Below are 15,751 nucleotides of genomic sequence, written 5' to 3'. Positions count from 1 at the left end.
CGGGTGCGGGCGAGCCCGCGCGTCGCCGGCGCGAGGGCCGGGAGCCGGTGCGACGCCGTCACCTCGACTAGTTCCGCCCCGCCGCCCCGAACCCCGGCTCGGACGCCTTCCCTTGAGCGCTGCGCCGGAAGGTTGTACGCCTCCGAGGCGCGCCTGCGCCTCCCCCACCCTCCGGGGTGCGGGCCCCTCCCCCCGCACCCCCGAGTCGTGGCTCCAACTCCGCCCACCATGGCTCTACTTGGGCGCCACCTCCCAGGCGAGGTCGGGGAGGTAGCCGGGTTTGACGTCGAAGCCGGTCAGCTTCTTGCCGTTGTAGGCGTACAGGCCGTCCATGCGCATGACGGAGACGAACCACGCCTGGTCGACGGCGTAGCGCATCGCGTCCTGGTAGAGGGCGCCCTGCCGGTCCGGTGCGGCGGCGGCCGCGGCCGCGAGCACGCCGGTGAGCTTGGGGTCCGACGTGGCGAAGGGGTTGAAGGCCGTGGGGTGCGGCAGCATCCAGTCGAGGGACAGGGCGTACGTCGTGGCGCCGCCGTAGCCGAAGCCGAGGACGGGGAACTTCTTGGAGGTCGCGTTGGTGAGCCACTGACCGATGCTGGTGTCGGTGGTGACCTCCGCGGTGACGCCGATCTTCTTCCACTGCTCCACGACGGCCTGCGTGACGAGGTCGACGCCGAAGAACCCCTGCGTCTCGACCTTCAGGGGGAAGCCGTGGGGGTACCCCGCCTCGGCGAGCAGGCGCATGGCCTTCGCCGGATCGTAGGTGTAGTGGCGGTCGTAGTCGGCGGCGTATCCGTCGAGGCCGGGCAGGGAGATCTCGTCGGTGGAGTGACCGTGGCCCCCGACGACGGCCTTGGTGATGGCGTCGCGGTCGACGGCGTAGTTCAGCGCCTGCCGCACCCGTACGTCGGCGAGCGGCTTGGCCGAACTCCCGTTGCGGTCGGCGAGGTTGAGGCCGAGTACCGCGTTGGGCGAACCGACCACGTCGAGACCGCCGGCGCGCGCTGTGTCGACCTGGTTGGCCGAGATGCCCATCACCTCCGCCTGGCCGGTCCTGACGGCCTGGAGCGCGGAGTTGGGGTTGGACACGACCTTGATGACCACCTTCTTCCAGTGGATCTTCGTCTTGTCCCAGTAGTTCGCGTTGGGCCTGTACGTGTAGTGGTCTCCGGACGCGCTGTTCGCCGCGTCGAGGACGTAGGGGCCGGCCCCGAACGACTGGGTGCCCATGAGTCCCGGCCGGGCCAGGCCCTTGGGGCTGATCACCGAGCCGATCATGAGGAGCTGGGTCAGCAGCTGGGGCAGCATGGGGTTGGGGCTTGAGCAGTGGATCCGTACGGTGAGGGGCCCGGTCGCGGTCACGGAGGCGATCGCCGAGGTCCAGGAGACGTTGAGGCCGTTCTTGCGGCTGTAGTCGAGGGAGTTCGCCACCGCCTTGGCGTCGAGCGCGCTGCCGTCGGCGAACCTGAGGCCGCCGCGCAGGGTGAACTCGAACTCCGTGTTGCCGGAGCCCACATAGCCGAACGTCGTGGCGAGGCCCGGCCCCGCCGTCCCGTCCCTCCGCTGACGCAGGACGGTGTCGTAGGTGAGGTTGACGAACCAGTTGTCGGAGCCGACGTTCGCCTTCGCGGGGTCGAGGCTGGCCGGCGCGCTGAGGGAGACCACGGTGAGCGTGTCCCCCTGGCCGTGGCCGGACGCGCCGGATCCCGCGCCGGATCCCGAGCAGGCCGTGGCGCCGACGGCGAGCATCGCGAGTGCCGCGAGGCCGCCGGTCGTGCGCCGGGTCACGCGCTGGGTCATTCGCTTGCTGGGCATGGCGCTTCCTTACCTGTGGGGCCCACAGCCGTGGGCAGATCGCCGGGTGGGTCGTTCCTCGCACCGGCCGGTGCGCGCAGTTCCGCGGACCGGTGGCACGCCACGAGCCGCTGTCCGGAGTCGGCGCCCGCGCCGGGCAGCGGCAGCAGAGCGGGCCGCTCGCGGTGACACACCTCCACGGCGTGCGCGCAGCGGTGGACGAAGGTGCAGCCGCCCGGTGCGGGCGCGCCGGTGGAGGCGGCCGCGGACCGGGCCGGCCTGCGGGCGCGCTGGGCCCGGGGGTCGGGTTCGGGTACGGCGTCGAGAAGCGCGCGGGTGTAGGGGTGGACGGGGTCGGCGTACAGCGCGGGCGCCGGGCCCGACTCCATGACCTGGCCGCGGTGCAGGACCACGATGCGGTGCGAGAGGTGGCGCACGACGGACAGGTCGTGCGCGATGAAGAGGTAGCCCAGGCCGAGCTCGCGCTGCAACTCGCCCAGCAGGTTCATGATGTGGGCCTGGATGGACAGGTCGAGCGCGCTGACCGGTTCGTCGCAGATGACCAGGCTCGGGCGGAGCATGAGGGCGCGGGCGATGGCGATGCGCTGACGCTGCCCGCCGGAGAACTGACCGGGGTAGCGGCTCGCGGTGTCGGCGGGCATGCCGACCCGTCGCAGCATGTCGGCGATGTGGAGCGCCGTCGCGCGTGCGTCGAGGCTCTGGTGGACGAGCAGCGGCTCGGCGAGGGTCTGGCCTATCGTCCGGGCCGGGTTGAGGGAGGAGTACGGGTCCTGGAAGACCACCTGCAGCCGGGCGCTCAGCTCTCGCCTGTCGCGGGGCCGGGCACGGGTGATGTCGGTGCCCTCGAAGTCGATCCGGCCGGCGTGCACGGGGGCCAGGCCGAGGACGGCACGCCCGATCGTGGACTTGCCCGATCCGGATTCGCCGACGAGGCCCACCGTCTCGCCCGGCGCGATGCTCAGGGAGACGCCGTCCACGGCGTGCAGCGGGGGAAGGCGACGGCCCTGTGGGAACACGACGCTGAGGTCGCGGATGTCCAGGACGGGCGGGCTTGTCATGAGTCGGCGCCTTCCGGGAGGAGCTGCGAGGAGTGGACACAGCGGGTGAGCCGGCCCGGCGCGGGTCGTGTCAGGGTGATCGCCCGGTCGGTGCACCGGCCGGTGGCCAGGGTGCAGCGGGGCGCGAAGCGGCAGCCCGAGGGCCAGTCGCGCGGGGCGGGCACGGCGCCGGGGATGGTGGGCAGGGCCTCTCCTTCACTCGCCAAGTGGGGGTTGGCGGCCAGAAGCCCCGCCGTGTACGGGTGGAGCGGCTGGTCGAACATGGCCTCGACACCGGCCTGCTCCACGACCTGCCCGGCGTACATCACGACCGCCCGGTGGCACAGGTCGGCGACCACGCCCCAGTCGTGCGTGACGATGAGCACCGCGAGGGAGGTCTCGGTGCGGAGGGTGCGCAGCAGCGTGAGGATCTCCGCCTGCACGGTCACATCGAGCGCGGTGGTGGGCTCGTCCGCGATCAGCAGCTCCGGGTCGCCGGCGAGGGCGAGCGCGATGGCGACGCGCTGGGCCATGCCGCCGGAGAGCTGATGCGGATGGCGCAGCGCGACGGCCGCCGGATCGGGGATGTCGACCATCGTCAGGAGCTCCGTCACCCGTGCGCTCAGAGCCTGGCCGCGCAGCCGCCGGTGGTGCCGGACGGCTTCGCCGAGTTGCTGCCCGACGGTGTACGTGGGATCGAGTGCGACCATCGGCTCCTGCGAGACGTACGCGATCCGCGATCCCCGGACGGCGCCGAGGGCTGCGGGCGCGCCGACCAGGTCGGTGCCGTCGAACACGACGCGCCCGCCCGAGATGTGTCCCCCGCCCGGGACGAGCCCGAGGAGTGAGAGGGAGGTGACCGACTTGCCGCACCCCGACTCCCCCACCACGCCGAGGGTTTCACCCGCCCGTACGTCGAAGCTGACGTTCTGCACGACGGGTGTCCCGGCGATCTCCACGGAGAGGCCGCGTACGGAGATCAGCGCGTCCGGGTCGGGTTCGTCGGCGGCCTCGGGGGCCGAGGAGGGGGTGGCGCCCGCTCGGATCGGCGGGGCGGTCCGCGGTCCCGCCATCTGCGGGACGGACCAGCGTGCGATGGCCGCGTCCCGGATCGTGTCGCCGAGCATGCCGAGGGCCAGCACGGTGAGGACCAGCGGCACACCGGCGGGGACCAGCATCCACGGGTCACGGTCGATGATCTGCGAGGCGTCGGCCACGAGGCCGCCCCAGGAGGGGTCCGGCGGCTGCGCGCCGAGGCCGAGGAAGCCGAGTCCCGCCTGGATGATGACGACGATCGCGGCGAAGAGCGCCGCCTGCACGATCACCGTGCTGGTCAGCCGCGGAAGGACGTGCCGCCGCAGGATCCGACCGGACGTCAGCCCCGCGACCTTGGCGGCCGCGACATACAACTCCCCACGGATCCCGAGGGTTTGGGAGCGCAGGACGCGCATCATGCCCGGACTGCCGAGGACGGCGAAGGTGACCATCGCGGCATGCAGATTGCCGGGGAAGACCGACAGGACCACGAGGACGATGATGATGCCGGGCAGGGCGAACAGGAGATCCGCTGCCCGGGTGGTGATCCGGTCGGCCCAGCCCCCGAGGTATCCGGACGCCAGCCCCAGGCTCACACCGATGAGCAGGTAGACGGCGAGCGCCTCGGCCACGGCCAGCAGGGTGGAGCGTCCGCCGAAGAGCAGTCGGCTGAGCAGGTCACGGCCGAGGTTGTCGGTGCCGAGCCAGTGGCCGCCCGAGGGTCCGGCGAGGACGCTGCCGAGGTCCTGGTCGAGCGGGCCGTGCGGGGCGATCACGGACGCCCCGGTGGTGGCGAGCGTCAGGAGGACGAGCCAGCCGGCGCTCAGCGCCCCGGCCGGGCGTCGCAGGACGCGCCGGGCCAGGCCGGGGCCGGAGGAGGCGGGTGCGGGGGTGGGTGCGGGGGTGGGAGCGGCGGTCGCCGCGGTGGTCCGGTTCATGACGTACGCACCCTGGGGTCGAGTTGGCGGTAGGTCAGGTCGACGAGCAGGTTGACCACGACGACCAGCACGGTGATGTAGAGAACGGCTCCCTGAATGACGGGGATGTCGTGCTGGATCGTGGCCTGCTGGGTCAGGAGGCCGAGGCCGGGCATGGCGAACACCGTCTCCACGAACACGGCGGTGGCGAGCAGGCTGATCAGGACCACGCCGAGCACGGTCACCACCGGCAGGGCGGCGTTGCGCAGCACGTGCCGGTAGAGGATGGAGCGGCGGGAGAAGCCGTTGGCCTGCATGACACGGACGAAGTCCCGGCCGAGGGTGTCGAGGACCGAGTCCCTGGTCTGCTTGGCGATCATGGCGACGGTGCCGAGGGACAGCGACACCACGGGCAGCACGAGGCAGCGGGCCCACTGGACCGGATCCTCGGTCAGCGGCACGTATCCGGTGACCGGGAACCACCGCAGCTTCACGGCGAGGACCGCGATCAGGACGAGCGCGAACCAGAAGGCCGGCACCGCGAGACCGACGAGGGAGAGACCGTCGACGATCCTGACGAGAAATCCACCCCGGCGCGCGGTGAGCACGCCCAGAGAGACGCCCAGGATCCCGGAGACGAGGGTGCCCGCGACGATGAGGGAGAGCGACACGGGAAGTCGTGCGTTCAGGACCGCGGTCACCGCTTCCCCACTGAACAGGGAGGAGCCGAGGTCGCCGTGGAGGGCGTGCGCCATCCAGTGCCAGTACTGCGCCGGCAAGGAGTCGTCGAGCCCCAACTGGCTTCGTACGGCGGCATATTGCTCGGCCGTCGCGTGCTGGCCCACGATCGTTCGGGCGGGATCTCCGGGCACCAGGGACACCAGGACGAAGGTGAGTGCGGACACGAGGAACAACAGGGGCGCGGACGAGAGGAGTCGTCGTGCCACCAACCGGAGGATTGCCATGCTCACCTCATAGGGAGTGGTGCAATGGGTCGGTCGGCCAGGACTTGGGGATCCGCGCCCGGCAGCGGAGCGATGGTTTCAGGACACTTGATTACACGTGTTATCGCGATCCGTCCAGAGGGGAAGCACGAAACGGTGTGCGGTTCCGGAGAGCCTGCGCTGCTACGCCTGGAGCCCGGTGATCTGCTGGACGTGACGCCTGCTCGGCTCGGCGAGCACGTCGTGCAGGCGCTGGAAGATGGGGCGCGCCGTGACCGCGTTCCAGTCGGGGGGCAGCAGCTCGGTGGGCAGGCCCGGGTCGAGGTAGGGCAGCCGCCGCCACTGGGTCAGCATCGGCACGTAGCTGCGGAAGGCGTCGGCGGGGTCGATGTCGCCGGGCCGTGCCAGGCGCTCGGCGACGGGGCCGTAGGTGTCGGCGAAGGCCGCGTACTGGGTCTGGATCGCCGGGAAGTCCCACCAGGTGCTGACGTTGGTCCGCAGGTCGCTGAAGGCGGCGTACTCGGCGGCGAAGAGGTGGACGTAGTCGCTGAGTTCCAGGCGTACGAGCATGGCTCGGGCGTCGTCGAGCAGCCGGCCGGGCGCGAGCCACACGCCGGGGGCGATGTTCCCGAAGCCGAGCCAGCTCAGCCGGGTGCGCAGCTGGTAGCGCGAGGAGCGTTCGGACTCCGGGACGGAGAAGACGGCCATCGCCCAGCCGTCGCTCAGGGCGGCCGGTTCGAGGCTGTTGAAGATGCGCCGGTCGCCCTCGTCGAAGACGGCGTGGACGGCCGGGCTCAGCACGTAGCCGGTGGCGCCGCGCCGCTCGGGCTCCAGGACGCCGCGCTTCTTCAGACGGGACATCGCGGAGCGCACCGCCGGGCCCTCGACGTCCAGTTCGGACATCAGGGTGATCAGGTCGGCGATGGAGACCCAGCCGCCGAGGCCACGCAGGAACGCCCCGTAGATCGTGTTGATCAACGAGCTGGGCCGAAGCGGGCTTTCCGACATGATCGCCTTCCGTGGTGTGCGGTCGCGATCCTATCGACACCACGGGCCGGGCGCGCCGTCCGGGTGGAGGGCGGCCGGGCGCGCCGTCGGGGCTTGGCGGGTGGTCAGCGGGCCAACGGCGCCTCCGCGTACGCACCGGACAGGAGGTGCCCGGCTCCCGGGGCGACGGCGGGCAGGCCGAGCGCCCGGAGCATCTGGTGGGCGGTGCAGACGGCCGCGGAGACGACGGGCTTGCCGAGGAGCTGTTCGGCTTCGTCGATGGCGCCGAGCGAGGGCATCTGCACGCAGGCGGAGAGCACGACGGCGTCGGCGTCGCTGTGGTCGAGGGCGCGGGCGAGGCCGGGCAGGCGGGCGGGGTCGTGGGCGGCCACGTCGAGGTTGTCGGGTATTTCGAGGGCGGTGTAGTCGAGGACTTCGATGCCTTCGTGGGTGAGGTAGTCCACGACGGTCCGGGTGAGCGGCCGCATGTACGGGGCGATCAGCGCGATCTTCTTCGCCCCCAGGGTGTTCAGGCCGTGGATGAGTGCCCCGGCGCTGGTGACGACGGGGGCGGGCGCGCCGTTCTCCACCGTCCGCCGGTGCAGACGGGTTTCGGAGGTGCGGTGGTAGCCGAGACCCATGCTCATGATCGCCACGAGGCAGGCGTAGCCGAGCACATCGACGTGGGCGTCGGAGAGTTCCACCGCGCACCGGTCGGAGTCGGCGTCCATGGCCTTGAGCTGCTCCGGGGTGACATGGGTCATGCGCATGCGGCTGGAGTGGAAGGTGAAGCGTTCGGGTGCAACGGTCTCGCGGGCCCGGAGGATGGCCGGGACCTCGGTCTCCATGGTGACGTTGGAGCTCGGCACGATCTGGCCGATGCGGTAGGTGGGGTGCGGCACGGTGGGTGGTCCTTCGTGAAAGTGTGTCAGGAGACGTCGGGAAGGGTCAGCGGGCGTCGATCACGGGGTTGGTGAGGGTGCCGATGCCTTCGACGGTGGCTTCGACCGTGTCGCCGGGGTGCAGGAACTCGGGCGGCACCATGCCCGCGCCGACGCCCGAGGGGGAGCCGGTGGCGATGACGTCGCCGGGTTCCAGGGTCATGCCGGAGGAGATGTCGGCGATGAGGCGCGCGATGGGGAAGAGCATGTGCCGGGTGTTGGACTTCTGCTTGACGACGCCGTTGACGCGCAGCGACAGGTCGAGCGCCATGGGGTCCCTCAGCTCGTCTGCGGTGACCACGGCCGGGCCGAACGGCGCGTAGGAGTCCTGGCCCTTGGAGAAGAACCACTGCCCCGAGCGGCGCTGGTCGCGGGCGCTGATGTCGTTGAGGATGCTGTAGCCGAAGATGTGGCCGTACGCCTCCTCCTCGCTGACGCGGAAGGCGCTGCGGCCGATGACCACGGCGAGTTCGCACTCCCAGTCGAGTTGCGTGGTCAGGTCGGCGTTGTGCAGGATCGGCCGGCCCGGCCCCGTGACGGCGGTGGCGGGCTTGCTGAAGAGCACCGGGCGGGGCGGCAGTTCCTTGTCGGTGTCGAGGCTGCGGCTGGACTCGGCGACGTGCTCCACGTAGTTGAGCCCGACCCCGATGATCTTGCCGGGGCGGAGCGGGGCGCGCAGCGACACCTCACCGGTGCGGCGCAGCGCTTCGGCGGGCGCGCCGGCCGGGCCGTCGGCCAGGAGCCGTCGTACCGCCTCCAGCGCGGGCTCTCCGGCGCGGACGAACGACAGGAGGTCGAGGGGAAGGCGTACGCCGGTCCGCTCGGACAGGACGGCGAAGTCGACGATGTGGTCGTCGTCGAGCTGGGCGCCGAGCAGGTGCGGTCCGTCGTCGTTGAGGGTGTAGGTCACCAGTCGCATCGGGGGCTCCTTGCAGGTGTGCGGAACATGCATGTGCGGGATGCCCATGTGTGCGGGACACATGGGGTGGGGCGGGGCGACCGCGGGGCCCTGTGCCCGGCGGCCACCCCGGTACAGGGGCGGCGCGGGGTGGGAACCGCCCCTGGTGTGATGCGGCGCCGTGCCGCCTCCGGTGTCAGGGCCGGCGGCCACGGCACGGCGCCGCGGCTCAACCGGCTCTCTGGCGGCCGTCGTTGTCGGTGTAGGCCTCTTCGCGGTGGAAGCCGAGGGAGCGCATCACGGGGAAGTCGTTGAAGGAGAAGAGGCAGGCGTCCTCGTCCTGGTCGAGGTTGTGGTGCTCGTGCCAGGCCCAGGAGGGCACACAGAAGATGTCGCCCTTCTTCCAGGTGAAGCGCTGTCCCGCGACGACGGAGTAGCCGTGTCCCTTGGCCGCGGTGTAGATGACCGAGCCGGTGTGGCGGTGTGCCCGGGTGGACTGGCCGGCCCGCAGCAACTGCAGGTGGGCGCCCATCGTGGGCATGACCGGGCCGCCGGTGAGCGGGTTGGTGTACTCCGCGATGACCCCGTCGTAGGGCGAGCCCGCGCTCGCCTTCGCCAGGTTGCGCAGCGCCTCGTACGTCGGCTCCCAGGGGAAGGCGAGCAGCGGCGAGTAGGGACGGGTCCACTTCTCCACGCCGTAGGGCAGCAGGTTTCCGCCGTAGCTGAGCACCGAGGAGTTGATGACCTTGCCGGGTGCCTGGTAGAGGTCGGGGTGGACCTCGTAGAAACCGGCGTCCAGGGAGTTGACCAGCGGTATGTCGAGGCCGTCCTGCCAGATGACGGGGGCGTCCTCGCTCTCGTTGCCGTGCTCGTGCCAGGTGCCGTTGGGCGTGATGGCGAAGTCGCCGGGCCCGACCCTCAGCTTCTGGCCGTCGACGACGGTCCACGCACCGGTGCCTTCGTGGACGAAGCGCAGCGCGGCCGCCTGGTGGCGGTGGGCGGTCATGGCCTCCCCCGGGCCCATGATCTGCAGCCCGGTGTAGAGGAGTCCGGCGGCGGCGCTGACGTCCTTGCGGCCCGGGTTGACGAGCATGACCACGCGGCGTCCCGCGTCATCGGCCTCGACCAGGTGCAGCGCCTTGTGGACCAGCGGGCGCAGTTCGTCGTAACGCCACAGCACGGGCACGGACTTGGGCTGCGGGTACCAGGGTTCGATGTCGTTGGCGACGGTCCACAGCGCGCCCGCGTCGAGCTCGGCGAGTTCGCCGTAGTAGGCGGTGAGTTCCGGGGTGTCGCTGACGCGGGCACGGCCCAGCATGGTGTCGTCCTGCTCGGTGGTCATGCGTCCTCCTTCTTGGTACCGGGATTGGTGGTGCCGTCGTGCTCGGCGGCCAGGGGCGCCGTGGCCGGCGGCGCCGACGCGCGAGCGGGGTCGGTCGCGAAGGTCACCGGGGGGCGGGGGCGGTTGTCGACGTGGAGCTGGAAGACGTCGAAGCGGTTGTAGTGGCCGAGGATGTCGTGCATCTGCTTGGGCTGGATGCATCTGGCCAGGTCGATCTCCGCGTAGACGATGCCCTCGTCGTCCACGAGCGGCTCGGTGACGGGACGCCCGTCGGGCCCGAAGATGCCGGACAGCGCGCTGCGGGGGCGGGCCAGCGTGCGGCGCAGCTCCTCGTCGTCGCCGGCGATGGTGTCGGCGATCTCCGGAGAGATGGTCGAGCAGGCCACGACGGAGAACACCTTGCCCTCGAAGCTGTGCGCCGCGGTGCGCACCGCGATGGCGTCGGCCATGTCGTAGTCGGCGGGGGCGACGGGGAGCGAGATGTAGCAGGACGCGTGGACGAGTTCGCCCTGGGCGAGGAGGGCGAAGCGGGCGAGCGTGTTGGTGTTCTCGCCGCAGGCGAGCGCGCCGAGCCGTCCGACGGGGGTGGAGTGCACCGTGAGGGAGCTTCCGTCGCCGCCGGTCCAGGTGAGCTTCTCGGCCCAGGTGGGCACCAACTTGCGGTGCACACCGAGCAGTTCACCGTCGGGGCCGATGGTGAGGAGCGTGTTGTAGAGCGTGCCGAGGCGGTCTGGGTCGCGTTCGTTGACGCCGATGACGAGAACGACACCGTGCCGGCGGGCGGCTGCGCGCAGGGCGTCCACATGGGGGCCGGGCACATCGATGGACGAGCGGTACAGGCGCTCGAACCAGGGCGAGCCCTGGACCGGGTTCATCGTCCAGTTCCAGTACGGATATCCGGGGATGAACACCTCGGGGAAGACGACGAGGGTGGCGCCGCCCGCCGCCGCTTCGGCGATGAGGGCGAGGGCCTTGTCGACGGTGGCGTCGGGGTCGAGGTAGACGGGGGCGGCCTGGACGGCGGCCGCGGTGAAGCGGGGCAGGGTTTCCATGGGTCCCTCCGGGTTCAGTGGGCCGCGCTCTGCAGGGCGGTGGCGCGGGCCGGGGGAAGCCAGCGCTGGTGCACGGGAGCGGGCGGCTGCCGCAGCAGGTGCAGGCGGGGCGGGACACGGTCGGTGCGCGCGCCGGGAGGGCGCCCGCTGCCGGCCCGCCACGCCGTGGGCCAGGGGGCGGCGGGGCCGCGGTACCCCTGGGCCGCCGCGGCGTGCAGCGTCCACAGCGGATCGTGGAGTTGGGCGCGGCCCACCGCGCAGAGGTCCGCACGGCCGGCCAGGATGATCGAGTTCACGTCGTCGTACGTGGAGATCGCGCCGACCGCGACGACCGGGACGCCGGTCGCGTTGCGGATGAGGTCGGCGTACGGCGTCTGGTAACTGCGGCCGTAGCGGGGGCGTTCATGGGCGACGACCTCGCCGGTGGACACGTCGATGGCGTCCGCACCGGCCTCGGCGAGCCGGCGCGCGATCTCGACGGCGTCCGCCTCGCTGGTGCCTCCGTCGGCCCAGTCGGTGGCGGAGATCCGTACGAGGAGCGCCTTGCCCGCGGGCCAGACCGCGCGGACCGCGCGCAGCACCTCCAGCGGGAAGCGCATCCGCCCGGCCAGATCGCCGCCGTACGCGTCGGTGCGCGTGTTGGTGAGCGGTGAGAGGAACCCGGACAGCAGATGGCCGTGGCCGAGCTGGAGTTCCAGGGCGTCGAAGCCGCAGCGGTCGGCGCGCCGGGCGGCGGTGACGAAGTCGCGGGTGATGGCGACCAGGTCCGCGCGGGTGGCCTCACGCGGGACGGAACTGTTCTCGTTCCACGGTAGCGGTGAGGCCGCGACCAAGGGCCAACTGCCTTGTTCAGAGGCATAATTGACATCGCCGGGGCGGGGTGGCTGGGCTGCGGCGCGGCGGCCCGCGTGGGTGAGCTGGATGCCCAGCCGGGCGTCCGACTGCTCATGGACGAAGTCCGCGATGCGCCGCCAGGCGGCTTCCTGTTCGTCCGTGTACAGCCCGGGGCAGCCGGTGGTGGCACGGGCGTCGGCGCTCACGGCGGTCATGCCGGCGAACACCAGGCCCGAGCCGCCGACGGCCTGGGTGCTCAGGTGGACGAGTTCGAAGTCGCCCGGCACGCCGTCGCGCGCGGTGTAGAGGGCGACGGGCGGGGCGACGACCCGGTTGCGCAGACGCAGACCGCCCAGCCGGAAGGGGCGGAACATCGGCGGGGCGTCCGCCGGGCCGGGCCCGGCGAGGTCCGCCGCCGCCTCCGCGGCGTGCCGGGCGTCCACCGCGTGGGTGAACGCCTCGTCGCGTACGCGAAGGTTGTCGTAGGTGACCCGGCGGCTTCGGGTGAGCAGGTTGAACGCGAACTGGTGCGGGTCCTGGCCGGTGTAGCGTCCGACGTTCTCGAACCATTCGAGACTGGCCTGCGCGGCGCGCTGGGTCGACTCGACGACGGGCCTGCGTTCGCTCTCGTACGCGGCGAGCGCCGTGGCGACGTCCTGGTGCTCGTGGAGGCAGGCGGCGAGTGCGAGCGAGTCCTCCATGGCGAGCTTGGTGCCGGAGCCGATGGAGAAGTGCGCGGTGTGGGCGGCGTCGCCGAGCAGCACGACGTTGTCGTGGCGCCAGGTGGCGTTGCGGACCGTGGTGAAGCGGATCCACTTGGAGTTGTTGGGCAGCAGCCGGTGTCCGTCGAGGTGGTCCGCGAGTATGCGCTCGCACAGCGCGATGCTGTCCTCGTCGCTGGTGCCGGGCGGGTGGTCGCGGTCCGCGAACGCGTCGAAACCGGCGCGCCGCCAGGACTCCTCGTCGATCTCGACGATGAAGGTGGAGCGGCTGTCGTCGAAGGGGTAGGCGTGGACCTGGAGGGTCCCGAACTCCCCTTCGGCGACGATGAAGGTGAAAGCTTCGAAGACCTTGTCGGTGCCGAGCCACATGTAACGGCAGGTGCGCTCGTCGAGTTCGGGCCGGAAGGTGTCGGCGAAGGTGGCGCGTGTCGCCGAGCGCACTCCGTCGCCCGCGACCACCAGGTCGTACCGGGCGGAGAGTTCCTCGACCGGCGGCGCCTGGGTGCGGTAGCGGACGTCGACGTCCAGGGCCGCGCACCGCTGCTGGAGGATCTGCAGCAGCCGCTTGCGGCCGAGCGCCGCGAAGCCGTGGCCGCCCGAGGTGAGGACCTGGCCCCGGTGGCGGACGTCGATGTCGCTCCAGCGCGCGAATTCCGCGGACATGGCGTCGAAGACGCGGGGGTCCGCCTGCGCGATGCCGTCGAGCGTCTCGTCGGAGAAGACCACGCCGAATCCGAACGTGTCGTCCGGCGCGTTGCGCTCCCACACGGTGATGTCCCAACTCGGGGAGAGCTGCTTGGCCAGGGCCGCGAAGTACAGCCCGCCGGGCCCTCCTCCGATAACTGCTACGCGCACGGCGTACCTCCTAGTGTTTCCACGAACAACATATGCCGCCATTTTGGCGACCGTCAAGCATGCAACATATTGCGGCGCTCGCCGGTCACGCGTACAGCTCCGGGGCCTGGGGGCCGGCGGTGGTGAGGAGTTCACGCACGTCGCCGGGCCAGGCGCTGGATGCGGTGGACCGGGCGGCGGAGTGAGCGATGATCATGCGTCCGGTGGCTGCGGCCTCGTCCCCCTCGCCCCTGACCGTGAAGGCGTAGTGGAGGGAGCTGGTGCCGACCTTGGTGACCCGCAGTTCGGTCAGCACCCTTTCGCCGAACCAGAGCCGCGCGTGGTAGTCGGCCTCGAAGCGGACCCGGGGGATGCTGCCGAAGAGGCGGGCGAGGCCCAGCCTCCGCAACAGGACGGCCTCGGCGGCCTCGGCCCAGCGGACCACCGTGGAGTGGTGGTAGTGGCCGGCCGCGTCGGTGTCCTGCCACTCCACGCGGCTCTCGACCACGACACTGGGCAGGTGTGCGCCGGGCGTTCCTCCGGCGGCGGGGCTCTCGGCGGGGGCGGGCTCCCCGTGGGGGGCGGCGGTCTTGGGCATGGTGGTGCCTTTCGTCTGGCCGGGACGGCTCAGTGACAAGGGGTTTGCGGCGAGCGGGCGCCGGGGCGACGAGGGAGCGCGGCGGGTGTCCGTCGGCGGCCGGGCCCGTCGCCGTGGGCTACGACGCGGCGGAGCCGACCGCTCGCCGGCGCAGTTCGCCGCGCTGGAGCTTGCCGTTGGTGGTGCGCGGCAGCTCGGCGACGAACTCGATCGCGCGCGGATACTTGTATGGCGCGATGGTCTGCTTGACATGGTTCTGGAGCTCTGTGACGGTCGCCTCGCCCGCCTCAACTCCCTTGCGCAGCACCACATATGCCGTGACGAGCATGCCGCGCTTGGCGTCCGGGACGCCGACGACTCCGCACTCGTCGACCCAGGGGTGGACGGCGAGGGCCTTCTCGACCTCGGGCCCCGCGATGTTGTAGCCGGACGAGACGATCATGTCGTCACTGCGGGCCACGTACCAGAAGTAGCCTTCGGCATCACGTATGTAGGTGTCCCCCGTGACGTTCCAGCCGTGTCTCACATACGTGCTCTGGCGCGGGTCGTCCATGTACCGGCAGCCGGTGGGGCCGGTGACGGCCAGCAGACCGGGCTGCCCGTCGGGCACCGGGTCCCCCCGCTCGTCCACGATCCGGGCCCGGAACCCCGGTACCGGCCGGCCGGTGGAGCCGGGGCGGATGTCCTGGTCGGCGGCGGAGATGAACACGTGGAGCATCTCCGTGGCGCCGATGCCGTCGATGATGCGGTGCCCGGTGGCGGCGTGGAACTCCTCCCACACCTGCGCGGGCAGCGCCTCACCCGCCGAAACACACCGGCGCACTCCGGCGAGCTTGCCCGCGGCACCCGCCGCCATGATCGCCCGGTAGGCGGTGGGAGCGGTGAGCAGCACGGTCACCCGGTGTTCGGCGACGAGGTCGGCCAGCCGCTCGGGGCCCGCCTGCTCGATCAGCAGCGTCGACGCCCCGACGTGCAGCGGGAAGACCACCAGGCCGCCGAGCCCGAAGGTGAACGCAAGGGGTGGTGTGCCGGTGAACACGTCGTCCTGACGGGGTTTCAGCACGTGGCGCGAGAATGTGTCCGCGTTGGCCAGGATGTCCCGATGGAAATGGAGCGTGGCCTTCGGGCGGCCCGTCGTGCCGGAGGTGAACGCGATGAGGGCCACGTCGTCGGCGGCGGTGTCGACGGCGGTGAACGCGCCGCTCGCGTCGGCGCAGCGCCGCGCCAGGTCGTCCTCGCCGTCGCCCCCGTAGGCGATGACGGGAATCCCCGATACGTCGGCGGCGGCGAGTTCGGTGAGGAAGCGGTGGTCGCACACGGCGACGGACGGGCGGCTGATGGCGCTCAGCTCCGACAGTTCGCTCGCGCGAAGCAGCGGCATGGTGGTGACGGCGACAGCGCCCGCCTTCAGCACACCGAACCATGTGACCACGAGCCAGGGGTTGTTCGGGCCGCGCAGCAGGACCCGGTGTCCGGGCCTGACTCCGAAGTCCTCGGTCAGGACACGGGCCACCTGATTGGCGCGCCGCAGGAGGTCGCCGTAGGTCCAGCGTTCGGTGGGCGTCAGCAGACAGGGGCGGTCCGGGCCCCACCGCTCGACCGCGTCGTCGAGCAGGCGCTGGGCCGCGTTGAGCCGGTCCGGGTACTGCAACTCCGGTAGATCGAAGTGCAGTTCGGGCCAGAGCGAGAAGGGAGGGAGCCGATCACGACAGAAGGAGTCGGCGTGCGCGGACGGGGAGAGCTCCATGGGGCGGCACCTCAATCGGGGGGCAGCGGGAGAATGAAGCAAGTATGT

12 protein-coding genes are annotated in these 15,751 nt (G+C 71.5%); all 12 read right to left on the bottom strand.

Annotated elements, in window-relative coordinates:
* Positions 1–234: 234 nt before the first annotated feature.
* The gene (locus OOJ98_RS14060) at positions 235–1,815 is read right to left on the bottom strand and encodes an ABC transporter substrate-binding protein (protein WP_267055002.1); all 1,581 of its coding nucleotides are present in this window, start codon (positions 1,813–1,815) and stop codon (positions 235–237) included.
* Positions 1,797–2,873, bottom strand: coding sequence for an oligopeptide/dipeptide ABC transporter ATP-binding protein (locus OOJ98_RS14055; RefSeq protein WP_267055001.1), 1,077 nt, complete (start codon positions 2,871–2,873; stop codon positions 1,797–1,799). The genes OOJ98_RS14060 and OOJ98_RS14055 overlap by 19 nt, the downstream gene beginning before the upstream one ends.
* Complete coding sequence (locus tag OOJ98_RS14050) at positions 2,870–4,825, bottom strand: dipeptide/oligopeptide/nickel ABC transporter permease/ATP-binding protein (protein WP_267055000.1); 1,956 nt, start codon at positions 4,823–4,825, stop codon at positions 2,870–2,872. The genes OOJ98_RS14055 and OOJ98_RS14050 overlap by 4 nt, the downstream gene beginning before the upstream one ends.
* Entirely contained in the window at positions 4,822–5,751 is a 930-nt protein-coding gene (locus OOJ98_RS14045; RefSeq protein ID WP_267054999.1) for an ABC transporter permease, read from the bottom strand. The genes OOJ98_RS14050 and OOJ98_RS14045 overlap by 4 nt, the downstream gene beginning before the upstream one ends.
* Positions 5,752–5,931: 180 nt before the next feature.
* The gene (locus tag OOJ98_RS14040; protein ID WP_267054998.1) at positions 5,932–6,756 is read right to left on the bottom strand and encodes a PaaX family transcriptional regulator C-terminal domain-containing protein; all 825 of its coding nucleotides are present in this window, start codon (positions 6,754–6,756) and stop codon (positions 5,932–5,934) included.
* A gap of 104 nt (positions 6,757–6,860) precedes the next feature.
* Positions 6,861–7,583 carry an Asp/Glu racemase gene (locus OOJ98_RS14035; protein WP_267055638.1) on the bottom strand — a complete coding sequence of 241 codons (723 nt, stop codon included), beginning with the start codon at positions 7,581–7,583 and terminating at the stop codon, positions 6,861–6,863.
* Positions 7,584–7,683: 100 nt separating this feature from the next.
* Positions 7,684–8,595, bottom strand: a complete 912-nt coding sequence (locus OOJ98_RS14030; RefSeq protein WP_267054997.1) for a fumarylacetoacetate hydrolase family protein — start codon at positions 8,593–8,595, stop codon at positions 7,684–7,686.
* Positions 8,596–8,803: 208 nt separating this feature from the next.
* A complete protein-coding gene (locus OOJ98_RS14025; RefSeq protein ID WP_267054996.1) occupies positions 8,804–9,916 on the bottom strand; it encodes a cupin domain-containing protein in 1,113 nt (370 codons plus the stop codon).
* The gene (locus OOJ98_RS14020) at positions 9,913–10,968 is read right to left on the bottom strand and encodes a carbon-nitrogen hydrolase family protein (RefSeq protein WP_267054995.1); all 1,056 of its coding nucleotides are present in this window, start codon (positions 10,966–10,968) and stop codon (positions 9,913–9,915) included. The genes OOJ98_RS14025 and OOJ98_RS14020 overlap by 4 nt, the downstream gene beginning before the upstream one ends.
* A gap of 14 nt (positions 10,969–10,982) precedes the next feature.
* Positions 10,983–13,379, bottom strand: coding sequence for a bifunctional salicylyl-CoA 5-hydroxylase/oxidoreductase (locus OOJ98_RS14015; protein ID WP_267054994.1), 2,397 nt, complete (start codon positions 13,377–13,379; stop codon positions 10,983–10,985).
* Between the two features lie 85 nt (positions 13,380–13,464).
* Positions 13,465–13,956 carry an acyl-CoA thioesterase gene (locus OOJ98_RS14010; protein ID WP_267054993.1) on the bottom strand — a complete coding sequence of 164 codons (492 nt, stop codon included), beginning with the start codon at positions 13,954–13,956 and terminating at the stop codon, positions 13,465–13,467.
* A gap of 118 nt (positions 13,957–14,074) precedes the next feature.
* Positions 14,075–15,703, bottom strand: a complete 1,629-nt coding sequence (locus OOJ98_RS14005; RefSeq protein WP_267054992.1) for a benzoate-CoA ligase family protein — start codon at positions 15,701–15,703, stop codon at positions 14,075–14,077.
* Positions 15,704–15,751: the final 48 nt, after the last annotated feature.

It is taken from the genome of Streptomyces sp. NBC_00083 (assembly GCF_026343295.1).
GTDB lineage: Bacteria > Actinomycetota > Actinomycetes > Streptomycetales > Streptomycetaceae > Streptomyces.
The sequence above is the reverse complement of the archived record's forward strand: the minus strand, read 5'-3'. Positions and strand labels throughout refer to the sequence as shown.

What these genes read in the sequence shown, in the direction of transcription:
- OOJ98_RS14020 (WP_267054995.1), bottom strand. Translation starts at nt 10,968, where the DNA reads ATGGAAACCCTGCCCCGCTTCACCGCGGCCGCCGTCCAGGCCGCCCCC.
- OOJ98_RS14060 (WP_267055002.1), bottom strand. Translation starts at nt 1,815, where the DNA reads ATGCCCAGCAAGCGAATGACCCAGCGCGTGACCCGGCGCACGACCGGC.
- OOJ98_RS14040 (WP_267054998.1), bottom strand. Translation starts at nt 6,756, where the DNA reads ATGTCGGAAAGCCCGCTTCGGCCCAGCTCGTTGATCAACACGATCTAC.
- OOJ98_RS14050 (WP_267055000.1), bottom strand. Translation starts at nt 4,825, where the DNA reads ATGAACCGGACCACCGCGGCGACCGCCGCTCCCACCCCCGCACCCACC.
- OOJ98_RS14035 (WP_267055638.1), bottom strand. Translation starts at nt 7,583, where the DNA reads ATGGAGACCGAGGTCCCGGCCATCCTCCGGGCCCGCGAGACCGTTGCA.
- OOJ98_RS14030 (WP_267054997.1), bottom strand. Translation starts at nt 8,595, where the DNA reads ATGCGACTGGTGACCTACACCCTCAACGACGACGGACCGCACCTGCTC.
- OOJ98_RS14025 (WP_267054996.1), bottom strand. Translation starts at nt 9,916, where the DNA reads ATGACCACCGAGCAGGACGACACCATGCTGGGCCGTGCCCGCGTCAGC.
- OOJ98_RS14005 (WP_267054992.1), bottom strand. Translation starts at nt 15,703, where the DNA reads ATGGAGCTCTCCCCGTCCGCGCACGCCGACTCCTTCTGTCGTGATCGG.
- OOJ98_RS14010 (WP_267054993.1), bottom strand. Translation starts at nt 13,956, where the DNA reads ATGCCCAAGACCGCCGCCCCCCACGGGGAGCCCGCCCCCGCCGAGAGC.
- OOJ98_RS14055 (WP_267055001.1), bottom strand. Translation starts at nt 2,873, where the DNA reads ATGACAAGCCCGCCCGTCCTGGACATCCGCGACCTCAGCGTCGTGTTC.